Source organism: Nesterenkonia alkaliphila (assembly GCF_009758175.1).
In the GTDB taxonomy this organism is placed as follows: domain Bacteria; phylum Actinomycetota; class Actinomycetes; order Actinomycetales; family Micrococcaceae; genus Nesterenkonia; species Nesterenkonia alkaliphila.
This window is the reverse complement of the sequence record NZ_WRPM01000031.1, coordinates 25,427-43,851: the sequence shown is the minus strand read 5'-3', so window position 1 is coordinate 43,851 and position 18,425 is coordinate 25,427. Positions and strand designations below refer to the sequence as shown.

The 18,425-nt window shown below is 65.7% G+C and carries 18 protein-coding genes; 15 read left to right on the top strand and 3 right to left on the bottom strand.

Going from position 1 to position 18,425, the window contains the following annotated elements; all coding sequences use genetic code 11:
• The first annotated feature begins 2 nt into the window (after positions 1-2).
• From GNZ21_RS04715 to GNZ21_RS04680, 8 genes are all read left to right on the top strand, one after another.
• Complete coding sequence (locus GNZ21_RS04715) at positions 3-2,327, top strand: DNA polymerase III subunit gamma and tau (RefSeq protein ID WP_188503556.1); 2,325 nt, start codon at positions 3-5, stop codon at positions 2,325-2,327.
• 11 nt (positions 2,328-2,338) lie between these two features.
• Complete coding sequence (recR, locus tag GNZ21_RS04710) at positions 2,339-2,935, top strand: recombination mediator RecR (RefSeq protein WP_188503555.1); 597 nt, start codon at positions 2,339-2,341, stop codon at positions 2,933-2,935.
• A 367-nt stretch (positions 2,936-3,302) separates the two neighbouring features.
• A complete protein-coding gene (locus tag GNZ21_RS04705) occupies positions 3,303-4,238 on the top strand; it encodes a transporter substrate-binding domain-containing protein (protein WP_157321815.1) in 936 nt (311 codons plus the stop codon).
• A gap of 104 nt (positions 4,239-4,342) precedes the next feature.
• Entirely contained in the window at positions 4,343-5,161 is an 819-nt protein-coding gene (locus GNZ21_RS04700) for an amino acid ABC transporter permease (protein ID WP_188503554.1), read from the top strand.
• Complete coding sequence (locus GNZ21_RS04695) at positions 5,158-5,883, top strand: amino acid ABC transporter permease (protein WP_157321813.1); 726 nt, start codon at positions 5,158-5,160, stop codon at positions 5,881-5,883. Before GNZ21_RS04700 ends, GNZ21_RS04695 begins: the two co-directional genes overlap by 4 nt.
• Entirely contained in the window at positions 5,867-6,697 is an 831-nt protein-coding gene (gene ehuA / locus GNZ21_RS04690) for an ectoine/hydroxyectoine ABC transporter ATP-binding protein EhuA (RefSeq protein WP_157321811.1), read from the top strand. The genes GNZ21_RS04695 and ehuA overlap by 17 nt, the downstream gene beginning before the upstream one ends.
• A gap of 111 nt (positions 6,698-6,808) precedes the next feature.
• Complete coding sequence (locus GNZ21_RS04685; protein WP_157321809.1) at positions 6,809-8,092, top strand: aspartate kinase; 1,284 nt, start codon at positions 6,809-6,811, stop codon at positions 8,090-8,092.
• 12 nt (positions 8,093-8,104) lie between these two features.
• On the top strand, positions 8,105-8,986 hold the full coding sequence (locus GNZ21_RS04680) for a 3-methyladenine DNA glycosylase (RefSeq protein WP_157321983.1): 882 nt from the start codon (positions 8,105-8,107) through the stop codon (positions 8,984-8,986).
• A 148-nt stretch (positions 8,987-9,134) separates the two neighbouring features.
• Here GNZ21_RS04680 and GNZ21_RS04675 read toward each other — a convergent pair whose 3' ends face one another.
• Positions 9,135-9,791, bottom strand: coding sequence for an NADPH-dependent F420 reductase (locus GNZ21_RS04675; RefSeq protein WP_157321807.1), 657 nt, complete (start codon positions 9,789-9,791; stop codon positions 9,135-9,137).
• A gap of 128 nt (positions 9,792-9,919) precedes the next feature.
• Here GNZ21_RS04675 and GNZ21_RS04670 point away from each other — a divergent pair, with 128 nt between their 5' ends.
• The 7 genes from GNZ21_RS04670 (at position 9,920) to GNZ21_RS04640 (ending at position 16,767) form a co-directional block, all read left to right on the top strand.
• On the top strand, positions 9,920-10,081 hold the full coding sequence (locus tag GNZ21_RS04670) for a ribbon-helix-helix domain-containing protein (protein ID WP_157321805.1): 162 nt from the start codon (positions 9,920-9,922) through the stop codon (positions 10,079-10,081).
• A complete protein-coding gene (locus GNZ21_RS04665) occupies positions 10,078-10,539 on the top strand; it encodes a VOC family protein (RefSeq protein ID WP_157321803.1) in 462 nt (153 codons plus the stop codon). Before GNZ21_RS04670 ends, GNZ21_RS04665 begins: the two co-directional genes overlap by 4 nt.
• 68 nt (positions 10,540-10,607) lie before the next feature.
• Positions 10,608-10,862 (top strand): phosphoribosylformylglycinamidine synthase subunit PurS, encoded by a 255-nt coding sequence (gene purS / locus GNZ21_RS04660; RefSeq protein ID WP_188503553.1) that lies wholly within the window; start codon positions 10,608-10,610, stop codon positions 10,860-10,862.
• A gap of 6 nt (positions 10,863-10,868) precedes the next feature.
• Complete coding sequence (gene purQ, locus GNZ21_RS04655) at positions 10,869-11,663, top strand: phosphoribosylformylglycinamidine synthase subunit PurQ (RefSeq protein WP_157321798.1); 795 nt, start codon at positions 10,869-10,871, stop codon at positions 11,661-11,663.
• Positions 11,660-14,023, top strand: coding sequence for a phosphoribosylformylglycinamidine synthase subunit PurL (gene purL / locus GNZ21_RS04650; RefSeq protein ID WP_188503552.1), 2,364 nt, complete (start codon positions 11,660-11,662; stop codon positions 14,021-14,023). Before purQ ends, purL begins: the two co-directional genes overlap by 4 nt.
• A 39-nt stretch (positions 14,024-14,062) precedes the next feature.
• Entirely contained in the window at positions 14,063-14,608 is a 546-nt protein-coding gene (locus tag GNZ21_RS04645) for a DUF1697 domain-containing protein (RefSeq protein WP_188503551.1), read from the top strand.
• Positions 14,605-16,767 (top strand): MMPL family transporter, encoded by a 2,163-nt coding sequence (locus GNZ21_RS04640; protein WP_229659437.1) that lies wholly within the window; start codon positions 14,605-14,607, stop codon positions 16,765-16,767. Before GNZ21_RS04645 ends, GNZ21_RS04640 begins: the two co-directional genes overlap by 4 nt.
• Here the strand turns inward: GNZ21_RS04640 and GNZ21_RS04635 are convergent.
• Complete coding sequence (locus tag GNZ21_RS04635) at positions 16,707-17,915, bottom strand: cysteine desulfurase-like protein (RefSeq protein WP_157321796.1); 1,209 nt, start codon at positions 17,913-17,915, stop codon at positions 16,707-16,709. The two genes, GNZ21_RS04640 and GNZ21_RS04635, sit on opposite strands and share 61 nt — an antisense overlap.
• Positions 17,916-17,924: 9 nt before the next feature.
• Complete coding sequence (locus GNZ21_RS04630) at positions 17,925-18,401, bottom strand: flavodoxin domain-containing protein (protein ID WP_157321795.1); 477 nt, start codon at positions 18,399-18,401, stop codon at positions 17,925-17,927.
• Between the last annotated feature and the right edge of the window lie 24 nt (positions 18,402-18,425).

Here is an 18,425-nt window from a genome sequence, read left to right as displayed (position 1 = left end):
CCGTGACCACCGCACTGTACCGACGCTACCGGCCCGATACCTTCGCCGATGTGATCGGGCAGGAGCATGTCACCGGGCCGCTGGTCACCGCTTTGGGCAAAGATGCGGTCTCCCATGCCTACCTGTTCTCCGGGCCGCGCGGCTGCGGCAAGACCACCTCTGCGCGCATTCTGGCCCGCTGCCTGAACTGCTCGGCGGGCCCCACCGGCAACCCCTGCGGGCAGTGCGAGTCCTGCCGCGAGCTGGCCACCGGGGGCCCCGGCTCCCTGGACGTCATTGAGATCGACGCCGCCAGCCACGGCGGTGTGGATGACGCCCGTGATCTGCGCGAGCGCGCCACCTTCGCCCCGGTGCGCGACCGGTACAAGATTTTCATCATCGATGAGGCCCATATGGTCACCGCAGCCGGGTTCAATGCGCTGCTGAAGATCGTGGAGGAGCCCCCGGAGCACATCAAGTTCATCTTCGCCACCACGGAGCCGGATAAGGTGATCGGCACCATCCGCTCCCGCACCCACCACTACCCGTTCCGACTGGTGCCCCCGGAACCGCTGCTGGAGTATCTGGAGCGGCTCTGCTCCGCCGAGGGCGTGCAGGTGGCCCCCGGGGTGCTGCAGCTGGTGCTGCGCGCCGGCGGCGGCTCGGTGCGCGACACGCTCAGCGTGCTGGATCAGCTGATCGCCGGTGCCGATGAGGCCGGGCTGGACTACGACCGGGCGGTGGCGCTGCTGGGCTTCACCCATGCGGCCCTGCTGGACCAGGTGGTGGACGCAGTGGCCGCCCTGGACGGAGCCAAGGCCTTCTCTGTGGTGGACCAGGTGGTGCAGTCCGGCCAGGACCCCCGCCGGTTTGTGGAGGACCTGCTGGAGCGGCTGCGGGATCTGATCATCGTGAAGTCGGTGCCCGATTCCCCGCAGGCCATCCTGCGCGGGGTCCCCGAGGACCAGATCCGGGTGATGCAGACCCAGGCCGGGCACATCGGCGCGGCTGAGCTGTCCCGGGCGGCAGATATCACCGCCACCGCGCTGACCGAGATGGTCGGTGCCACCAGCCCGCGGCTGCACCTGGAACTGCTGATGGCGCGGCTGCTGCTGCCGCACGCCGAATCCGGCCAGGCCAGCCTCGCCGCCCGCCTGGAGCGCCTGGAACGGCGCATGGACTTCACCTCCGGTGCCGGCACCACTCCCCCCGGTGAGGCCCCGGTCAGCGGGCACCCGCAGCAGAGCACGACGACGCCCGCCGCGCCTGCCGCGCCCCAGCAGCCTGAGCCTGCCCCCGCCCGGTCCCAGCAGAGCCCGGCTGAACGCTGGGCGGCCCCGGGGGTCGACACCGCCCCGACTGAGCGGGATACTGCGCCACCGGAGGAGCAGCCCCAGGAGCCGGCTGCTGCTTCCGCGGCGCCGGCTCAGCCACCGCAGTCCGCTGTGCCGGCGGGCGGCGGGGACGCCACCCAGCGGATGCAGCAGGCCTGGCCGGATGTGGTGGAGGCGATGAAGTCCCGTTCCCGTGTGCTGTGGATGCTGTTCAAGTCCAATGTGCAGGTGGCCGGATTCGACGGGCAGACCCTGGCGCTGAGCTTCAGCAATGAAGGTGCACGGAACACCTTCAGCAACCGTGGCGGGGAACAGGCACTGACGGAATCCGTCCACGAGGTGGCTGGAATCCATGTGCAGCTGAACCTGGATGGGCAGTCCGGCGGAGGAGATCCCGTCCAGCCTCCAGGCGGTGGACCGCCCCCAAAAGCTGAGGGCCGGAGCCAGGCTGACGCTCCGGCCGCGCCTCAGGCCAATCCGGTGCCGCAGCCCCCCGACGATGGCTGGGTTCCGCCTACCGATGAACCGCCGGACCTCCCGCCGGCGGAGCCCGGCTACACCCCGCGCTCACGGCCTCCGGAGGAGCCCGCACAGCATGCACCACCTGCTGAGCGGAAGGTCCCGGAGAAGCCGGTGGTCCCGGCCTTCGCCCGCCGCAGCACCCAGAGTTCCTCGCCCATCGCCTCCGCGCCCAGCCCGGAAACGTTGTCGGCTGCTGAGACCACGCCCCCTGCTCAGGGACCCGGTGCTGAGCTGCGCAGCCGCCTGGCCTCGCGCAAGCCTGCCGCACCGGCCTGGAATGAACCCGGCGGGGAGGCGGAGGCATTTGACTCCTCGCCGCCCCCGGACTGGGCGGAGGCCCCCACCCCCACCCCAGCGGGGGAAGCCGAGGATGTGCCCAGTGAGGACGATGCTGATCTGGAGTACTCCGGTGTCTTCGGCCGCAAGGCGATCGAGAGGATCCTGGACGGCGTGCTGATCGAAGAGCGCCGCTTGGACGACCCCACGCCGTAGACTGAACCACTGTGTATGAAGGCGCAGTCCAAGACCTGATCGATGAGCTCGGCCGGCTCCCAGGCATCGGACCCAAATCGGCCCAGCGGGTGGCATTCCACATCCTGGAGGCTGACGCCGATGATATGCGCCGGCTCGCCGAGGCGATCCGCACGGTCAAGGAGAAGGTGCAGTTCTGCGAGATCTGCTTCAACGTCTCCGAGGAGGCCACCTGCCGCATCTGCCAGGACACCCGCCGGGAACCTTCGGTGCTGTGTGTGGTCGAGGAATCCAAGGACGTCATGGCCATTGAGCGCACCCGCAGCTTCCGCGGCCGGTACCACGTCTTGGGCGGAGCAATCAATCCGATCGCGGGGATCGGCCCGGACCAGCTGCATATCCGCGAGCTGCTGAACCGGCTCTCTGATGAGACCATCCAGGAAGTCATCATCGCCACTGATCCCAACCTGGAGGGCGAGGCCACCGCCACCTATCTGGTGCGGATGCTCGGCTCCCTGGGCATCAGGATCACCCGGTTGGCCTCCGGGCTGCCGGTGGGCGGGGACTTGGAGTACGCCGATGATGTCACCCTGGGCCGCGCTTTCGAAGGCCGCACCGCGCTGAGCTGATCGCGGATTCGCCCCCGGTAAGCCATATCTCGCCTTAAACCACCTCTCAGGGCGGTCCCACCAAAAGGTTATTGAGATGTGATCCGCGCTAACTCGCTGGATTTTCTCTGGCGTTTCCCGCAACAGCTGCTGGGCCCTCATAGCGGGCATGTACGGGAGTTGCCGATAAATTCGGCAGTAATTCTCAAAAATCACCTGGAAGGCGATAACAGACCCTGCGCAGCCAGTTTCACTTTGTAAATCCTTTGTTATTCCTTAGCGTAGACCTAGATATCTCCGCGCCGCACTCGTAGGATTGTTGACAACCTAGCGAGGCGGCGGAGAGATCGACTCGCACAACACAATCGAGGAAACAGAGGTAGAACTCATGACCTTCAAGACATCCGCTCTGCGCGCAGGCGCGTTCTCCGCTGCTGCACTCCTGGTGCTCACCGCCTGCGGTGACAACGGCGAGGAGAACGGCGAGGAGCCCGACAACGGCAACGGCGCGGCCGAGGAGAACGGCACTGCGGAGGGCGATGGTGAGGAGATCACCGTCGAGGGCGATGAACTGACCATCTCCCTCTTCGGCGAGGAGCCATACTCTTGGATCGATGAAGAGACCGGCGAGCCCACCGGCGCCACCATCGCCGTAGCTGAGGAGATCTTCGAGAACCGTCTGGGGTACAACGTCACCTTCGAGGAGGAGCCCACCTGGGACAATCTGATTCCCGGGCTGAACGCAGGCCACTGGGACGTGGTCTCGGCGGGCATGTCCATCAACGCTGACCGCTGTGAGCAGGCTTCCTTCGGTGAGCCTGAGCTGGTCTACACCACCGCCTTCCTGGTGGCCGACGAGAACGCAGCAGGCTTGGAGACCTTCGATGATCTGGCGGAGTCCGACCTGGACATCATCGCGCTCTCCGGGGCGATCGAGTCCGGGTGGATGGATGACCTGGGCATCGAGCACAGCACCGTGGACAGTGCAGCCGACGGCGTGGACTACGTGGAAGGTGGGGCAGCCGATGTCTTCGCCCTGACCGCCATCTCCCTGGAGTCCATGGCCGGCGATATGGAAGGGTTGACCGTCACTGCACCGTTCGCCCATGAGATCTCCATCGGCGCCCACGCCTTCCGGCATGAGGACACCGAGCTGATTGATGAGTTCAACGCCGAGCTGGCGGACCTGATGGAATCCGGCGAGTACCTCGAGATCGTCAGCGAGTTCGGCTTCACCGAGGCTGAGATGCCGCCGGCTGGCATCACCGCCCAGGAGCTCTGCGATGAGGATCCTGAGGAGCTGACCGAACAGTACCTCGACTGATCCTGCCGGATTAGTCGCCTTCCTTTTGCGGCCGACCCCGCCCTTGGGGTCGGCCGCAAAAGCGCTGATCAACACCTCGCTCCGAAGCTCTGAGGGGAACACCTGTGGAATTCTTCGAAGACTGGCCCGGCTACTTCCAGGTCCTCTGGAACTGGTCGGACCGTCTGCTCGACGGCCTCTGGGTCACCATCCAGCTGAGTATCTACGGCGGTCTGCTGGCCTTTGTCATCGCCGTGGCCCTGGGTCTTATGGCAGGTTCACCCAGCCTATGGCTGCGGGCACCCGCCCGCGTCCTCATCGAGGTCTTCCGCGGCATCTCCCTGGTGGTGCTGCTGTTCTGGCTGATGTACATCCTGCCGCTGCTGTGGATGTACAACCCGGGGCTGCCATTCCGGGGCATCGTAGAGAGCACCTTCCTGCTCGGCGTCTTCGCCCTGGGCCTGAACTACGGCGCCTACGGGGCAGAAGCAGTCCGCGCCTCATTGACCACCGTGCCCAAAGGCCAGTGGGAGGCCACCACTGCGCTGTCGATGTCCTGGCCGCATAAGATCCGCCGGGTCATCTTCCCCCAGGCCTGGGCACTGATGATCCCCTCCTTGACCAACCTATGGGTCCACCTGCTCAAAGGCAGCGCCATCGCCTACGTCATTCCGCTGGTCAGCGACTTCACCGCCCAGCTCAACCAGTTGCGCAGACCCACTGACATCTGGTTCTCCCATGCCTTCATCGGGCTGGTCATCTACTTCTTGCTGGCGCTGGTGATCACCGTGTTCATGCAGGCCCTGGAGGCCCGGGCCAAGCATAAGCTCGGCCGCGGACCCTCCCTGCGGGAGATCCTCTCCCCCGCTCCTAAGGCCGTCATCCCTGAGACCAGCCCCGCCGGACAGCCGCAGCAGAAGAGCACCGCTGGGGGTGAGCGATGAGCCTCGAGAACCTCTACGCCCAAGAGATCGATGATCCCACCCTGATCGACGAGGAGGAGGTCCGCAGAACCCCCTTCTGGGACTGGGATGTGGCCATCGACGCCTTCCCCTCCATCCTGGAAGCCTTCATCAAGTACACCCTGCTGGTCACCGTGCTCGGCACGCTGATCGCCGCAGTGCTGGGCTTGGTCATCGCGGTCCTGATCCTCACCCTGCCCAAACCGCTGGCGTGGATCGTGAAATGGCTGGCCAACTTCATCCGGATGACCCCGATCGTGGTGCAGCTGATCTTCGTCTTCTGGGCCTTCCTGGGCACCATCGAGCCGCTGACCATGGGCATCATCGTCTTCGGCGTGCACTACGCCACCTATATGTCCGAGGTCTACCGGGCCGGCATCGAATCTGTGCCCAAGGGCCAGTGGGAGGCCACCACGGCCCTGTCCATGTCCCCGGTGCGCACCTGGCAGAAGGTGGTCATCCCCCAGGCGCTGCGCTCCACGGTGCCCTCACTGGGCAATTACGCCATCTCGATGTTCAAGGACACCCCGTTCCTGATCGTGATCGGCGTGGCCGAGATGGTCACCGCAGCCAGCGCATACGGCGCACCGCTGTCCCGTCACACCGAGGTCTACACCATCGCCGGGCTGATCTTCCTGGCCGCCAGCTACCCCACTGCCGTTCTCGTCAACCGATTGGAGAAGCGCCTTGCCTACGCCCACTGAAGCCGCCGGCACCCAACCCAGCCCTGCGGCGTCGTCGTCTGCTGATACCCCCGTCATCGAGTTCGTCGATGTGGAGAAGCGCTTCGGCGATAATGTGGTGCTCAAGGACCTCAACTTCCAGGTAGCCCGCGGAGAACGAGTGACCCTGATCGGCCCCTCCGGCTCCGGTAAGACCACTATCCTGCGCCTAGTGATGACCCTGGAGGAGCTCTCCGGCGGCTACATCTACATCGACGGCCAGCCGCTGACCCATGAGCAGCGCGGCGGCAAACGCGTTCCGGTCTCCAAAAAGCAGCAGAAGGCCCTGCGCACCCGGATTGGGATGGTGTTCCAGCAGTTCAACCTGTTTCCCAATATGACCGTGCTGGAGAACATCACCGAGGCCCCCATCCACGTGCTGGGCCAGACCAAGGCCCAGGCGGTGCAGAAGGCCCACTCCCTGCTGGAACAGGTGGGCCTGCCGGATAAGGCCGATGCCCACCCCACCAGCCTCTCGGGCGGGCAGCAGCAGCGGGTGGCCATCGCCCGGGCACTGGCCATGGACCCGGAGATCCTCCTATTGGACGAAGTCACCTCCGCACTGGACCCCGAAGTGGTGGGCGATGTGCTCAACATCCTGCGCGAGGTGGCCGACACCACCAATGTGACCATGCTCATCGTCACCCATGAGATGGGCTTCGCCCGCGACGTCAGCCACAAAGTCATGATGTTCGACGGTGGGCGCGTGGTCGAGGAGGGGCATCCCGAGCAGATCTTCACCAATCCCAGCCATGAGCGCACCAAGAAGTTCCTGGGCGCTGTGCTGGGCCATTAACAGGACGACGGCGCCCACCACGCCTGCGGCGTAAACTGGTGGGCAGCGCGCCGTCGCGCCGAAGAGTCCCTGACACCTTCAATTCCTCACCGGGAGTGAGCAGATACCTCTATGAGTCTGATCGTTCAGAAGTACGGCGGAAGTTCCGTTCAGGACGCCGAGTCCATCAAACGTGTGGCCCGGCGGATCGTGGACACCAAGAAGGCCGGCAACCAAGTGGTGGTGGTGGTCTCCGCCATGGGCGACACCACAGATGATCTGCTGGACCTCGCCGCCGATATCTCCTCACACCCGCCGCTGCGGGAGATGGACATCCTGCTCTCCTCCGGGGAGCGCATGTCCATGGCGCTGCTGGCCATGGCCATCCACGAGCTCGGTGAGACCGCTCAGTCTTTCACCGGCTCCCAGGCCGGGATGATCACCGATGCCATCCACGGCAAGGCACGGATCATCGAGGTCTCTCCCAAACGGGTGCAGGCCGCGGTGGACGAAGGCCATGTGGGGATCGTTGCCGGGTTCCAGGGCATGAGCCGGGAGTCCAAGGACATCACCACTATGGGCCGCGGCGGATCCGACACCACTGCGGTGGCCCTGGCCGCCGCCCTGAACGCCGATGTCTGCGAGATCTACACCGATGTGGACGGAGTCTTCACCGCCGATCCACGGGTGGTCAGGACTGCACGGAAGATCGACACCATCTCCAGTGAAGACATGCTGGAAATGGCTGCGGCAGGCACCAAGGTGCTACACCTGCGCAGTGTGGAGTATGCGCGCCGGTTCGGCGTGAAGCTGCACGTGCGCTCCTCCTTCTCCGAGAAGGAAGGCACCTGGGTCATCCCCGACGAGTCAGACAAAGTCACCATCAAGGAAGGCGAACCCTTGGAACAGCCCATCATCTCCGGCATCGCGCACGATTCCTCTGAAGGCAAACTGACCATCACCGGGGTCCCGGATGTGCCCGGCAAGGCCGCTGAGATCTTCAACCGGATCGCTGAGGCCTCCATCAACATCGACATGATTGTCCAGGACGTCTCCATGGAGACCCAGACCACCAATATCTCCTTCACTCTGCCCGGGGCAGACGGCGAGAAGGCCCAGCGCATCCTGCTGGAGAACAAAGAGAGCATCGGCTTCCAGAACCTGGACTTTGTGCCCCAGGTGGGCAAGGTCTCCCTGGTGGGCGGCGGCATGCGCAATCACCCCGGAGTCTCCGCCCGGTTCTTCACCGCCCTGCGCGATGCCGGCATCAACATCGGCCTGATCTCCACCTCGGAGATCCGCGTCTCAGTGATCACCGATGTGGAGCTGCTGGACAAGGCCGTACAGGCTATCCACACCGCCTTCGAGCTGGACTCCGATGAGGAGGCCAAGGTCTACGCCGGCACCGGCCGGTAGGCCGGTTCGGTGCTGATTCCCGCTGAGGAGCACCGGCAGCGTGCCGCAGCCCACCATCAGAAGGTCCGGCGCTACACCGAGGGCTTTCTGACTCGCCGTAATGCCGGGTTGAAGCATCCGGTGGAGGACTTCCTCTTCACCTACTACTCCTTCAAACCCGGCCAATTGGCCCGTTGGCACCCCGGTGCAGGCAAGGTCCTGGAAGGGGCAGGCGGGGCAGAACAGGCCGGCTGGAAGTTCTACACCACGGTTCCGGACGGCACTCCCAGCGGCGGGGCCACAGTCGACCTCAAGGCGTTCTGCACCGAACGAGCCGCCATGATCAGCTTCGCCGGTCGCCTGCTCAGCCAGACCTCGGCACGGCCGGCTCAGCTGGGCTGTTTCGGCCTGCACGAGTGGGCGATGGTCTACCGCTCAGCCCAGCACGGCCAGCGCCACGACCAGGTGCCGCTGCGGCTGGGGCCTGAGGGCACCGATGAGGTGGTGGAGTCCCTGACCATTCGATGCAGCCATTTCGACGCCTTCCGCTTCTACACCCCTTCGGCCAAGCCGCTGAACGCTCTGCAGCCGAGCAGAGAAACGCAGATGCAGCTGGAGCAGCCGGGCTGCCTGCATGCCAATATGGATCTCTACAAATGGGCGTATAAGCTCAGCCCGGCCCTGGGCAGTGATCTGCTGCTGGAGTGTTTCGACCTGGCCTGGCGGATCCGGGAACTGGATATGCGCGCCTCCCCCTATGACCTGCAGGACTGGGGCTATGAGCCGGTGAGGATTGAAGAACCAACAGGACGGGCCGAATACGCCCGGGCGCAGAAGGCCTTCTCTGAGCAGGCCCAGGCCTTGAGGTCCAGGATTGGTGAGGTTGTGGCGGGGTGGGGCGACTTAACGACTTGAGGACGACGGCTTCTGGTGGGAAACCGCCGCCCTCAAGTTTCAGGTGCGAGATTACAATTTCCAGTGTAGCGCTCCATCAGCTTCGCGTCAGCTGTTTTCCGGGTTAGTCCGGTTATCTGGACGGGGTCTCCACAGCAGCACCTCGGGGTTAGACCGCTGCCAGCACCCGCGCGCACTCGTTGAGCAGAGCCTGCATCTGCTCGGCCGTGTGCCTGCCGTTGAAGATCTCGGTGCCGTTCTCAAAGGCCCTGCCGGCAGCCAGCGGCCCGGCGTCCACGGCGTCGTAGCCGAGGGAGTCGATGAAAGCTGCCACCAGCTGCTTGGCGTCGTCGTGATCTGATGCCACCGCCAGTGCCCGGCGCTCGGGGGCACCGGCGGGATAGGAGTCCACCTCCAGATCGCCGTAGCCGATGTGATTCAGGGTTTTGACAAGTTGCACGTCGTCACCGAGGAACCCCGCGATCACCTCCGAGGTGGACCGGCCGGACTCGAACTCCTCCATCACACCGTCCACCGGTGCCCAGTAGTTCATGGTGTCGATGACCACATGCCCGGCCAGCACTGCGGTGTCGATGCTGCGGTATTTGTGCAGCGGCACGGCCACCACAATGATGTCCGAGCCCCGCAGCTGCTCTTTGTTGACCGCTTGAGCCCCGGGGACGATCACCTCGGTGAGCAGCTTGATCTGCTCAGCCGGCTTGCCGGTGGCGATCCTCACCGTGTGCCCGGCACGCACCGCCTGGCGGCCCACGGCGGTGCCGACTCGGCCGGCGCCGAGGATCCCGATGTTCAGCTGCTGAACCATGACTTCCCCTTCACGGAGTGCTTCAAATTTGAACTACCACCGTGCCCAACACCGCAGCCCCCGCCCTTCTTCCCGCTCCCAGTCCATTGTGCCCAATACCACCAGCGCTAATTTGCTAGCATACTCGTATGCCAGATGAGAAGAAGCAGCAGTTCAACGTCTACCTGCCCCCGGAATTGGTGCGCGCGGTCAAGCACCGCTGCATTGATGAGGGCCTTTCCCTCTCCGCCTTTGTGGAGAACATCCTCACCGAATACCTGGAGTCCGCAGAGAAGGAGGACAAGAAGTGACGACGCCGCCCACCACCGGGCTGCCCGCCCTCACCGTTCAGCCAGTCCAGTTCAGCTCGGACTATGCACGCTGGCGAGAGTTCTATCTGAAACTCGGCCTGCGGCCCACCGAGGCGGTCGATCCGATGGTGACCGTGCTCACCGCCGACTCCGGACAGCTGATGCTGGGCGAGGTGCCAGTGGGCCACCCACTGGACGGGATCCGGGTGCAGTTGGCACACCGCCGGCAGGAGTCCATCGCTGTGGACCTGCCCCAGGGGAGGCCTGTGGTGCAGGTGCTCGGTGAGACGGGCGACGTCCTCGGCCTCGCCGCTGAACTAGAAGACCGGGGACTTCAGGCCACGGTGATCGACGAATCCTACGGCCGGTCGCTGCGCGTGCTCCAGCCGAACGGTCGGCAGCTCTACATCAACGAGACGATGCACGATCTCTACGGCTACCACCGCCTGGATGACTAATCAGTGGGCCCATCCCCGGTAGACTGGTGCAGCAGTTTCGCGCCGCCTACCTTATGCAGGAGACATCTGTGCCTACGATCGTCGTCGAGGTCATGCCCAAGCCCGAGATCCTCGACCCGCAGGGCAAAGCCATCGCTAACGCACTCCCCCACCTGGGCTTCACCGGATTCGCCGGGGTCCGGCAGGGCAAGCGCTTTGAGCTGACCGTGGAGGGCCAGGTCACCGATGAGCTGCTGGACTCCGCCCGCAGAGCCGCCGCCGAGATGCTCTCCAACCCGGTGATCGAGGACGTAGTGTCCGTGACCGTGGCTGAGGACATCTGAGAAAAGATGACGACGACGCCCACCGACACCCCCCTGATCGGCGAGTTCACCGCCGTAACCCCCTCCGGCCCGCTGGAGGGTGCCCGCATCGGGGTCATCACTTTCCCCGGCACCCTTGACGACCGCGACGCCGCCCGGGCCGTTCGCCTCGGCGGCGGCACCCCGGTGCCCCTCTGGCACGCCGATCAGTCCCTGCACGGGGTGGACGCGGTGATCCTGCCGGGCGGGTTCAGCTACGGCGACTATCTGCGAGCCGGCGCCATAGCCCGCTTCGCCCCGGTGATGGACACAGTGGTGAAAGAGGCAGGTGCGGCCGCGGCGTCGTCCTCCCCGCTTCCGGTGCTGGGCATCTGCAACGGCTTCCAGGTGCTCACCGAGGCGCAGCTGCTGCCCGGGTCCATGATCAAGAACGACCACCTGAAGTTCATCTGCAAAGACCAGGTGCTGCGGGTGGAGAACACGGAGACCGCCTGGACCTCCCAATTCACCCAGGATGAGCTGATCACCGTGCCGATGAAGAACCAGGACGGCCAGTATGTGGTCTCCGCTGAGGAGCTGGAGGCCATTGAGGCCGAGGGGCGCGTGGTGTTCCGCTATGTGGGCGAGAACCCCAACGGCTCGCGCAATCACATCGCCGGGGTCACCAATGAGCGGGGCAATGTGGTGGGCCTGATGCCCCACCCAGAGCACGCTGTGGAGGCCGGATACGGGCCCGACGACGCTACAGGCTTACGGGAGGGCACCGACGGGCTGACTATCTTCACGTCCGTGGTCTCGTCCCTGGCAGGAGGCAGCAAGTGACACAGAGCAGCACATCTTTCAATATCGATACTGTCGAGAACGCCTCCACCACCCCGGAGACAGAGCTTCCCTGGGCCGAGCTGGGGCTGAAGGAAGACGAGTACCACCGGATCGTGCAGATCCTGGGCCGGCGTCCCACCGCCGCAGAGTTGGCCATGTACTCAGTGATGTGGTCCGAGCACTGCTCCTATAAGTCCTCCAAGGTCCACCTGCGCCAGTTCGGCGAGAAGGTCACCGAGGAGATGAAGAAAGACCTGATGGTCGGCATCGGCGAGAACGCCGGGGTCACCAATCTCGGCGACGGCTGGGCGGTGACCTTCAAGATCGAATCGCATAACCACCCCTCCTATGTGGAGCCCTATCAGGGGGCTGCCACCGGGATCGGCGGCATCGTGCGCGACATCATCTCCATGGGTGCGCGCCCGGTGGCGGTGATGGACCCGCTGCGCTTCGGCGATATCGACCACCCGGACACCAAACGTGTGCTGCCCGGGGTGGTCTCCGGCATCGGCGGCTACGGCAACTCCCTGGGCCTGCCGAATATCGGCGGCGAGGTGGTCTTCGACTCTGTCTACCAGCAGAACCCCCTGGTCAATGCCCTGGCTGTGGGTGTGCTCAAACATGAGGACCTGCGACTGGCCAACGCTTCCGGGGTGGGCAACAAAGTGGTGCTCTTCGGGGCGCGCACCGGCGGCGACGGCATCGGCGGAGCCTCCGTGCTGGCCAGTGAGTCCTTCGACGACACCAAGCCCTCCAAGCGCCCGGCCGTACAGGTGGGTGACCCCTTCGCAGAGAAGGTACTCATCGAATGCTGTCTGGAGCTCTTCCACAGCGAGCTGGTGGAGGGCATCCAGGACCTGGGGGCCGCCGGCATCAGCTGCGCGACCTCCGAGCTGGCCTCCAACGGGGAGGGCGGCATGCATGTGGAGCTGACCAAAGTGCTGCTGCGCGACCCCACACTGACCCCTGGCGAGATCCTGATGAGCGAGTCCCAGGAACGCATGATGGCAGTGGTCACCCCGGGCAACGCCGAGGCCTTCGAGGCCGTGATGGGCAAATGGGGCGTGGAGTACTCCTGGCTGGGCGAGGTCACTGACACCGGCCGGCTGATCATCGAATGGGACGGCGAGACGATCGTAGACGTCGACCCCCGCACCGTGGCCCATGACGGTCCGGTCTACGAGCGGCCGTACCACCGCCCGGACTGGCAGGACGATCTGCAGGCAGACACCTTCCGCATCTCTGATGCGGCGGCGGACCTACCTGCCACTGCGGAGGAACTGGGTGAGGCAGTGGTAGAGCTGATGAGCTCACCGAATATGACTGATGTCTCCTGGATCACCGACCAGTACGACCGATTCGTGGGTGGCAACACCGCCCTGTCCCAGCCCGACGACGCCGGAGTGATCCGCGTTGATGAGGAGACCGGGCTCGGGGTAGGCCTGGCCACCGACTGCAACGGCCGTTACGCCTATCTGGACCCCTACACCGGGGCCCAGCTGGCCCTGGCTGAGGCCTACCGGAACGTGGCCACCTCAGGTGCCGTACCGATGGCAGTCTCCGACTGCCTGAACTTCGGCTCCCCGGAGGACCCGGAGATCATGTGGCAGTTCGCCGAGGCTGTGCGCGGGCTCGCCGACGGCTGCAAGACCCTAGGCATCCCGGTCACCGGCGGCAATGTGAGCCTCTACAACCAGACCGCCGGCCGGGCCATCCATCCCACCCCAGTGGTCGGGGTGATGGGCAAGTTCGACGACGTCGCCCGCCGCACCCCCTCCGGCTTCCAACGCTGGGCTGACGGGCAAGCGATCTATCTGCTCGGCACCACCGCCGACGAACTGGACGGCTCCGAGTTCGCACGACTCCGCGGGCACCTCGGCGGCCTGCCGCCCAAGGTGGATCTGGCAGCGGAGAAGACCCTGGGCGAGATCCTGATCAACGCCTCCCGGGACGGCATGATCGATTCAGCCCATGACCTCTCAGAGGGTGGGCTCGCAGCTGCCCTGGCGGAGATGAGCCTACGCTTCGGCGTCGGCTCCCGGACGGCCCTGGATGAGCTGTGCGAACGTGATGGCGTAGACCCCTTCACCGCCCTGTTCAGCGAATCTCAGGGCCGCGCCCTGGTGGCACTGCCCCGGTCCGAGGAACTGCGCTTCACTGATATGACCAGCGCCCGCCGTTTCCCCGCGCTGCGCCTGGGCGTGGTGGACGCAGTCTCCGGCGGACTGGAGGTCTCCGGTCCGTTCGAGGGCGGCAGCTTCGGCATCGGCCTGGATGAACTCAAGGAGGTCTGGAGCTCAGTGATCCCCAGCCGCTTCGGCGGACTGGTGGAAGCTGAGATCGCCACCCGCCAGCAGTGAGTCTATCGAGTTGATAGGCCTACGGCTTACCCTGGACTGGTGACCTCCTACTGTGCGCTGCTGCGCGGGATATCCCCGGGCAAGCCCGGCAACGACAAGCTGCGTGAGACGTTCTCCGGGCTCGGCTTCGACGAGGTCACCACGCTGCTCTCCAGCGGGAACGTCCTGTTCACCACCAGCTCCGAAGACCCCGTACCGGTGCTGGAGAGCCGCATCCAGCAGGCCCTGCAGCACCAAACCGGCATCGGCGGCGGCACCATCCTGCGCAGCAGGCAGGAGATCGATGAGCTGGCGCAGCGTGAACCGTTCGGGGCGCTCTCCCACGGCAAGCAAAGCTATCTAACCCTCACCTTCTTCAAGGAGCCCCTGGATTCCGGAGCCCAGCAGCTTCCCGCTGAGCCGCTCCCCCACGTCCGGGTGCTCGGATACGACGCCGCCTCCCGGGCGCTGTTGGCAGTGGTGGACCAGACCCGGGGCAAGACCCCGGACTATATGGCCTGGCTGCAGCGCCGCTACGGTGCCGAGATCACCACCCGCACCTGGAACACCATCACCAAGATCCACACCAACAGGCAGCGAGGGTGACCACAGCCCCTCGCCCCCTGGTCCGTGCGGTGATCCCGGCCGCCTTAGTACTGATCTGGCTCCTGTGGACCGCATGGGGAGGCCAGACCTTCGGGAACCTGTCCTCAGTCACCAGCAGCGACCAGGCCACCTTCCTCCCCGCCGAGGCCGAGTCCACCCGTGCCTCCGAGCTTCAGCAGCAGTTCTCCGAGGACGACGCCGTCCCCGCCACCATCATCGCCACCGCAGCCGGCGCTGACGCCCCCGAGCTGTCCCAGGAGCAGATCGGGGCCGCAGAGGCCCTGGCAGAGGAGGTGGGAGAGCTGGAGGGCGTCGTCCAGCTGCTGCCCGTGCAGCCCTCCGAGGACGGCCGGGCCGTGCAGATCACCGCCCTGCTGGATGAGGAGGCTGCGGATGCAGGATTGCTCGGCCAGCTGCGCAGCCTCACCGCCGAGGAGCTGCCCGAGAGTGATTGGAACGCCTACGTCACCGGCCCGGCCGCGTTGTCTGCAGACCTCTCGGAGGCCTTCGCGGGGATTGACGGGCTGCTTCTGCTGGTGGCCGTCGCGGCGGTGCTGATCATCCTGGTGGTGGTCTACCGCTCGGTGCTGCTTCCACTGCTGGTGCTGCTGTCCTCGGTGGGCGCGCTGTGCGCAGCCATCACGGTGATCTTCCTGATGGCCCAGGCCGGATGGATTCAGCTCAACGAGCAGGTCCAGGGCATCCTCTCGATTCTGGTGATCGGTGCGGCCACCGACTACTCACTGCTGCTGGTGGCCCGCTACCGGGAGGAGCTGGCCTCCCGGGAAAACCGGATCACGGCCCTGGCAGTGGCTGTGCGCCGGTCCGCCCCGGCCATCCTGGCCTCTGGCGGCACTGTGGCCGTCGCCCTGCTGTGCCTGCTGTTCTCGGATCTGAACTCCAACCGCGCGCTCGGACCGGTGGCTAGCGCCGGGATCGTCTTCGCCATGCTGGCCACGCTGACCTTCCTGCCGGCACTGCTGGTGCTTACTGGACGCCCAGCCTTCTGGCCCCAGGTCCCGCAAGCAGCTGATGCTGCCGACCCCGGCAGCCGGAAGGCCCAGCACCGGCTCTGGCAGCGGGTGGCAGCGGCAGTCCGCTCCCGACCCCGCACAGTCTGGATCGCAGTGACCCTTCTTCTGCTGCTGGGTGCCGCCGGAGTTCCTCAGCTGAAGGCTGAGGGCATCCCCCAGTCCGAGTTCGTTCTCGGTGAGACCGGCACCAAATCCGGGCAGGCCCTGCTGGAGGAGCATTTCGACGCCGGCACCGGCAGCCCGGCTTCGGTCTTCGTCTCCGCTGAGGAGGCCGAGCCGGCCCTGGAGCTGGTCACCGATGCTGAGGGTGTGGGTGCGGCTTTCCTCATCGGGGAGGGTGGGGCCCCAGCCGAAGGCCCCCAGGAGGCTGCAGAGGTGGACGACTGGGTGCAGATCTCCGCCACCCTAACCTCCCCCGGTGATTCCCAGGCGGCTGAGGAGACGGTCCGGCAGCTGCGCATGGAGCTGGACTCACTGTCAGGGCCGACTCTGGTCGGCGGGACCTCCGCCACCCAGCTGGACACCAATGAGACGGCCCAACGGGACCTGAGAGTCATCATCCCTGCCGTGCTGGTGGCCATCACTGTGATTCTGGTTCTGCTGCTGCGCTCGCTGGTGGCCCCGCTGCTGCTGGTGGGCACCACTGTGCTCTCGTTTCTGACCGCGTTGGGGATCTCAGCGGTGGTCTTCAACCACATCTTCGGCTTCCCCGGGGCTGACCCCACTGTGCCGCTCTACGGCTTCATGTTCCTGGTCGCCCTGGGCGTGGACTACAACATCTTCCTGATGACCCGGGCCCGGGAGGAGACACCGGGACTGGGCGCCGCCGAGGGTACCCTGAGATCGTTGGTGGTCACTGGCGGGGTCATCACCTCAGCCGGCATTGTGCTGGCCGCCACCTTCTCCGCTCTGGCGGTGCTGCCCATCATGTTTATGGTGCAGCTTGCCTTCCTGGTGGCGCTCGGCGTGCTCATCGACACCTTCGTGGTGCGCACCCTCCAGGTCCCGGCACTCTGTGCGGACATCGGGCAGAAGATCTGGTGGCCCTCCAAGCTCTCCGGCCCTCAGGCCAGAGCTTCGGCGAGCGCCTCCAGAAGCCGGTCGGCGTCGTCGTCGGTGGTGTAGGGAGCTACGCCGATGCGCAGGCCGGCATCATCGGCCACACCCAGCCGGCGGAACGCCTCATAGGCGTAGAACGACCCGGCCGGGGCATGCACGCCCCGCTCATGCAGCGCCCGGGAGACCTCGCGTGAGCTGCGGCCGGGGAAGGTCAGCAGCAGTGTCGGCGTGCGCCGTCCGGCCCGCGAGTGCAGCACCACCTTCGAGGCGAAGTCCTGCTGCACGGCTGCTTCGATCCGCCCAGCCAGGGCCTGCTCGTGCTCAGCGATCACCGTGTGGGAGGCTGCTAGGCTCTCGCGCCGGCTTCGGCTGCCGCCGGCTGTGCCTGCGATGAAGTCCACTGCCGCAGTCGCACCGGCCATGATCTCGTAGGGCAGGGTGCCGAACTCGAACCGCTCAGGCACCTCATCAGAGGAGGGCAGCAGCTTGTCCGGCCAGATGCGTTCCAGCAGCTGCGGGTCAGCCGCGAGCACCGCACAGTGCGGACCCAGGAACTTATAAGGGGAGCAGACAAAGAAGTCCGCGCCGAGCGCCTGGATATCCACCAGGTGATGGGCCGTGTAGTGGACCCCATCCACATAGACTAGGGCCCCGTGGCTGTGCGCGGCGGCCGCCAGGGCCGCCACATCAGGGATGGTGCCGATGAGGTTCGAAGCGGCGGTCACGGCCAGCAGCCGGGTCCGCCCGGTGATGACGGTCTCCAGATCGGAGGTGTCCAGCTCTCCGGTGGCCGGGTTCATATCGATCCACCGCAGGGTGGCGCCGGTGCGCTCAGCGGCCTGGACCCAGGGGCGGACATTGGAGTCGTGATCCAGCCGGGTGACCACCACCTCGTCGCCGGGGCCCCAGTCCTTGGACAGGTGCCGGGAGAAGTCGTAGGTCAGCTGGGTGGCGCTACGGCCGTAGACGATGCCGCGCGGATCGGCGGCCAACAAGTCGGCGTAGGCGCTGCGGAACTCCGCCACAGCCTGTTCCGCGTTACGTTCGGAGACTGACTGGCTGCCCCGGTTGGACAGCGGAGAAGTCAGCACCGCGGCGATCGCCTCCCCCACCTGCCGCGGGGTCTGGGTCCCTCCCGGGGCGTCGAAGAAAGCCACCCCGGACTCCAGAGCGGGGAATTGGGCGCGGAAGCCTCCGAGGTCGAAACCCGTCATAGCCGGGGCTCAGGAAACGCCGTAGGCGATCAGACCGCGCGCCCAGTCCTCAATGGCGGGCCAGTCGCGGAAGTCGGCGTCATGGGGTGCCCTGGCCACCTTCAGCTGCAGCTTCTCGAAGAAGCTGAGCTTCTCCGCGTCCATCATCCCGCGGAAATAGGTTAGCTCCCGGTGCGGGAACCGGCGCAGCTGCTCGACCAGTCTCTGATCGAGCCGGGGCCCGCCGCCCACCGCGTAGAGGAACATAGGCTTGCCGGTGAGTTCAGTGCGATGGGCCTCCAGGAAGAGGGTGCCCTCGCCCAGCAGTTTCTGCCGGTATACGGGTATGCCGACCACAACGTTATCGGTCTCATACAGCCATGCTCCGGCCTCCGCCACGTCCTTGACATGAGCTTTGACCCCGCGGGCGGACAGCGTGGCGGCGATACGTTCGCCGATCTCAGCTGTGGAGCCGTGCTTACTCGCCACAACGACCATGGTGGTCATAGGTTCACGCGCCTTTCGCTGGGT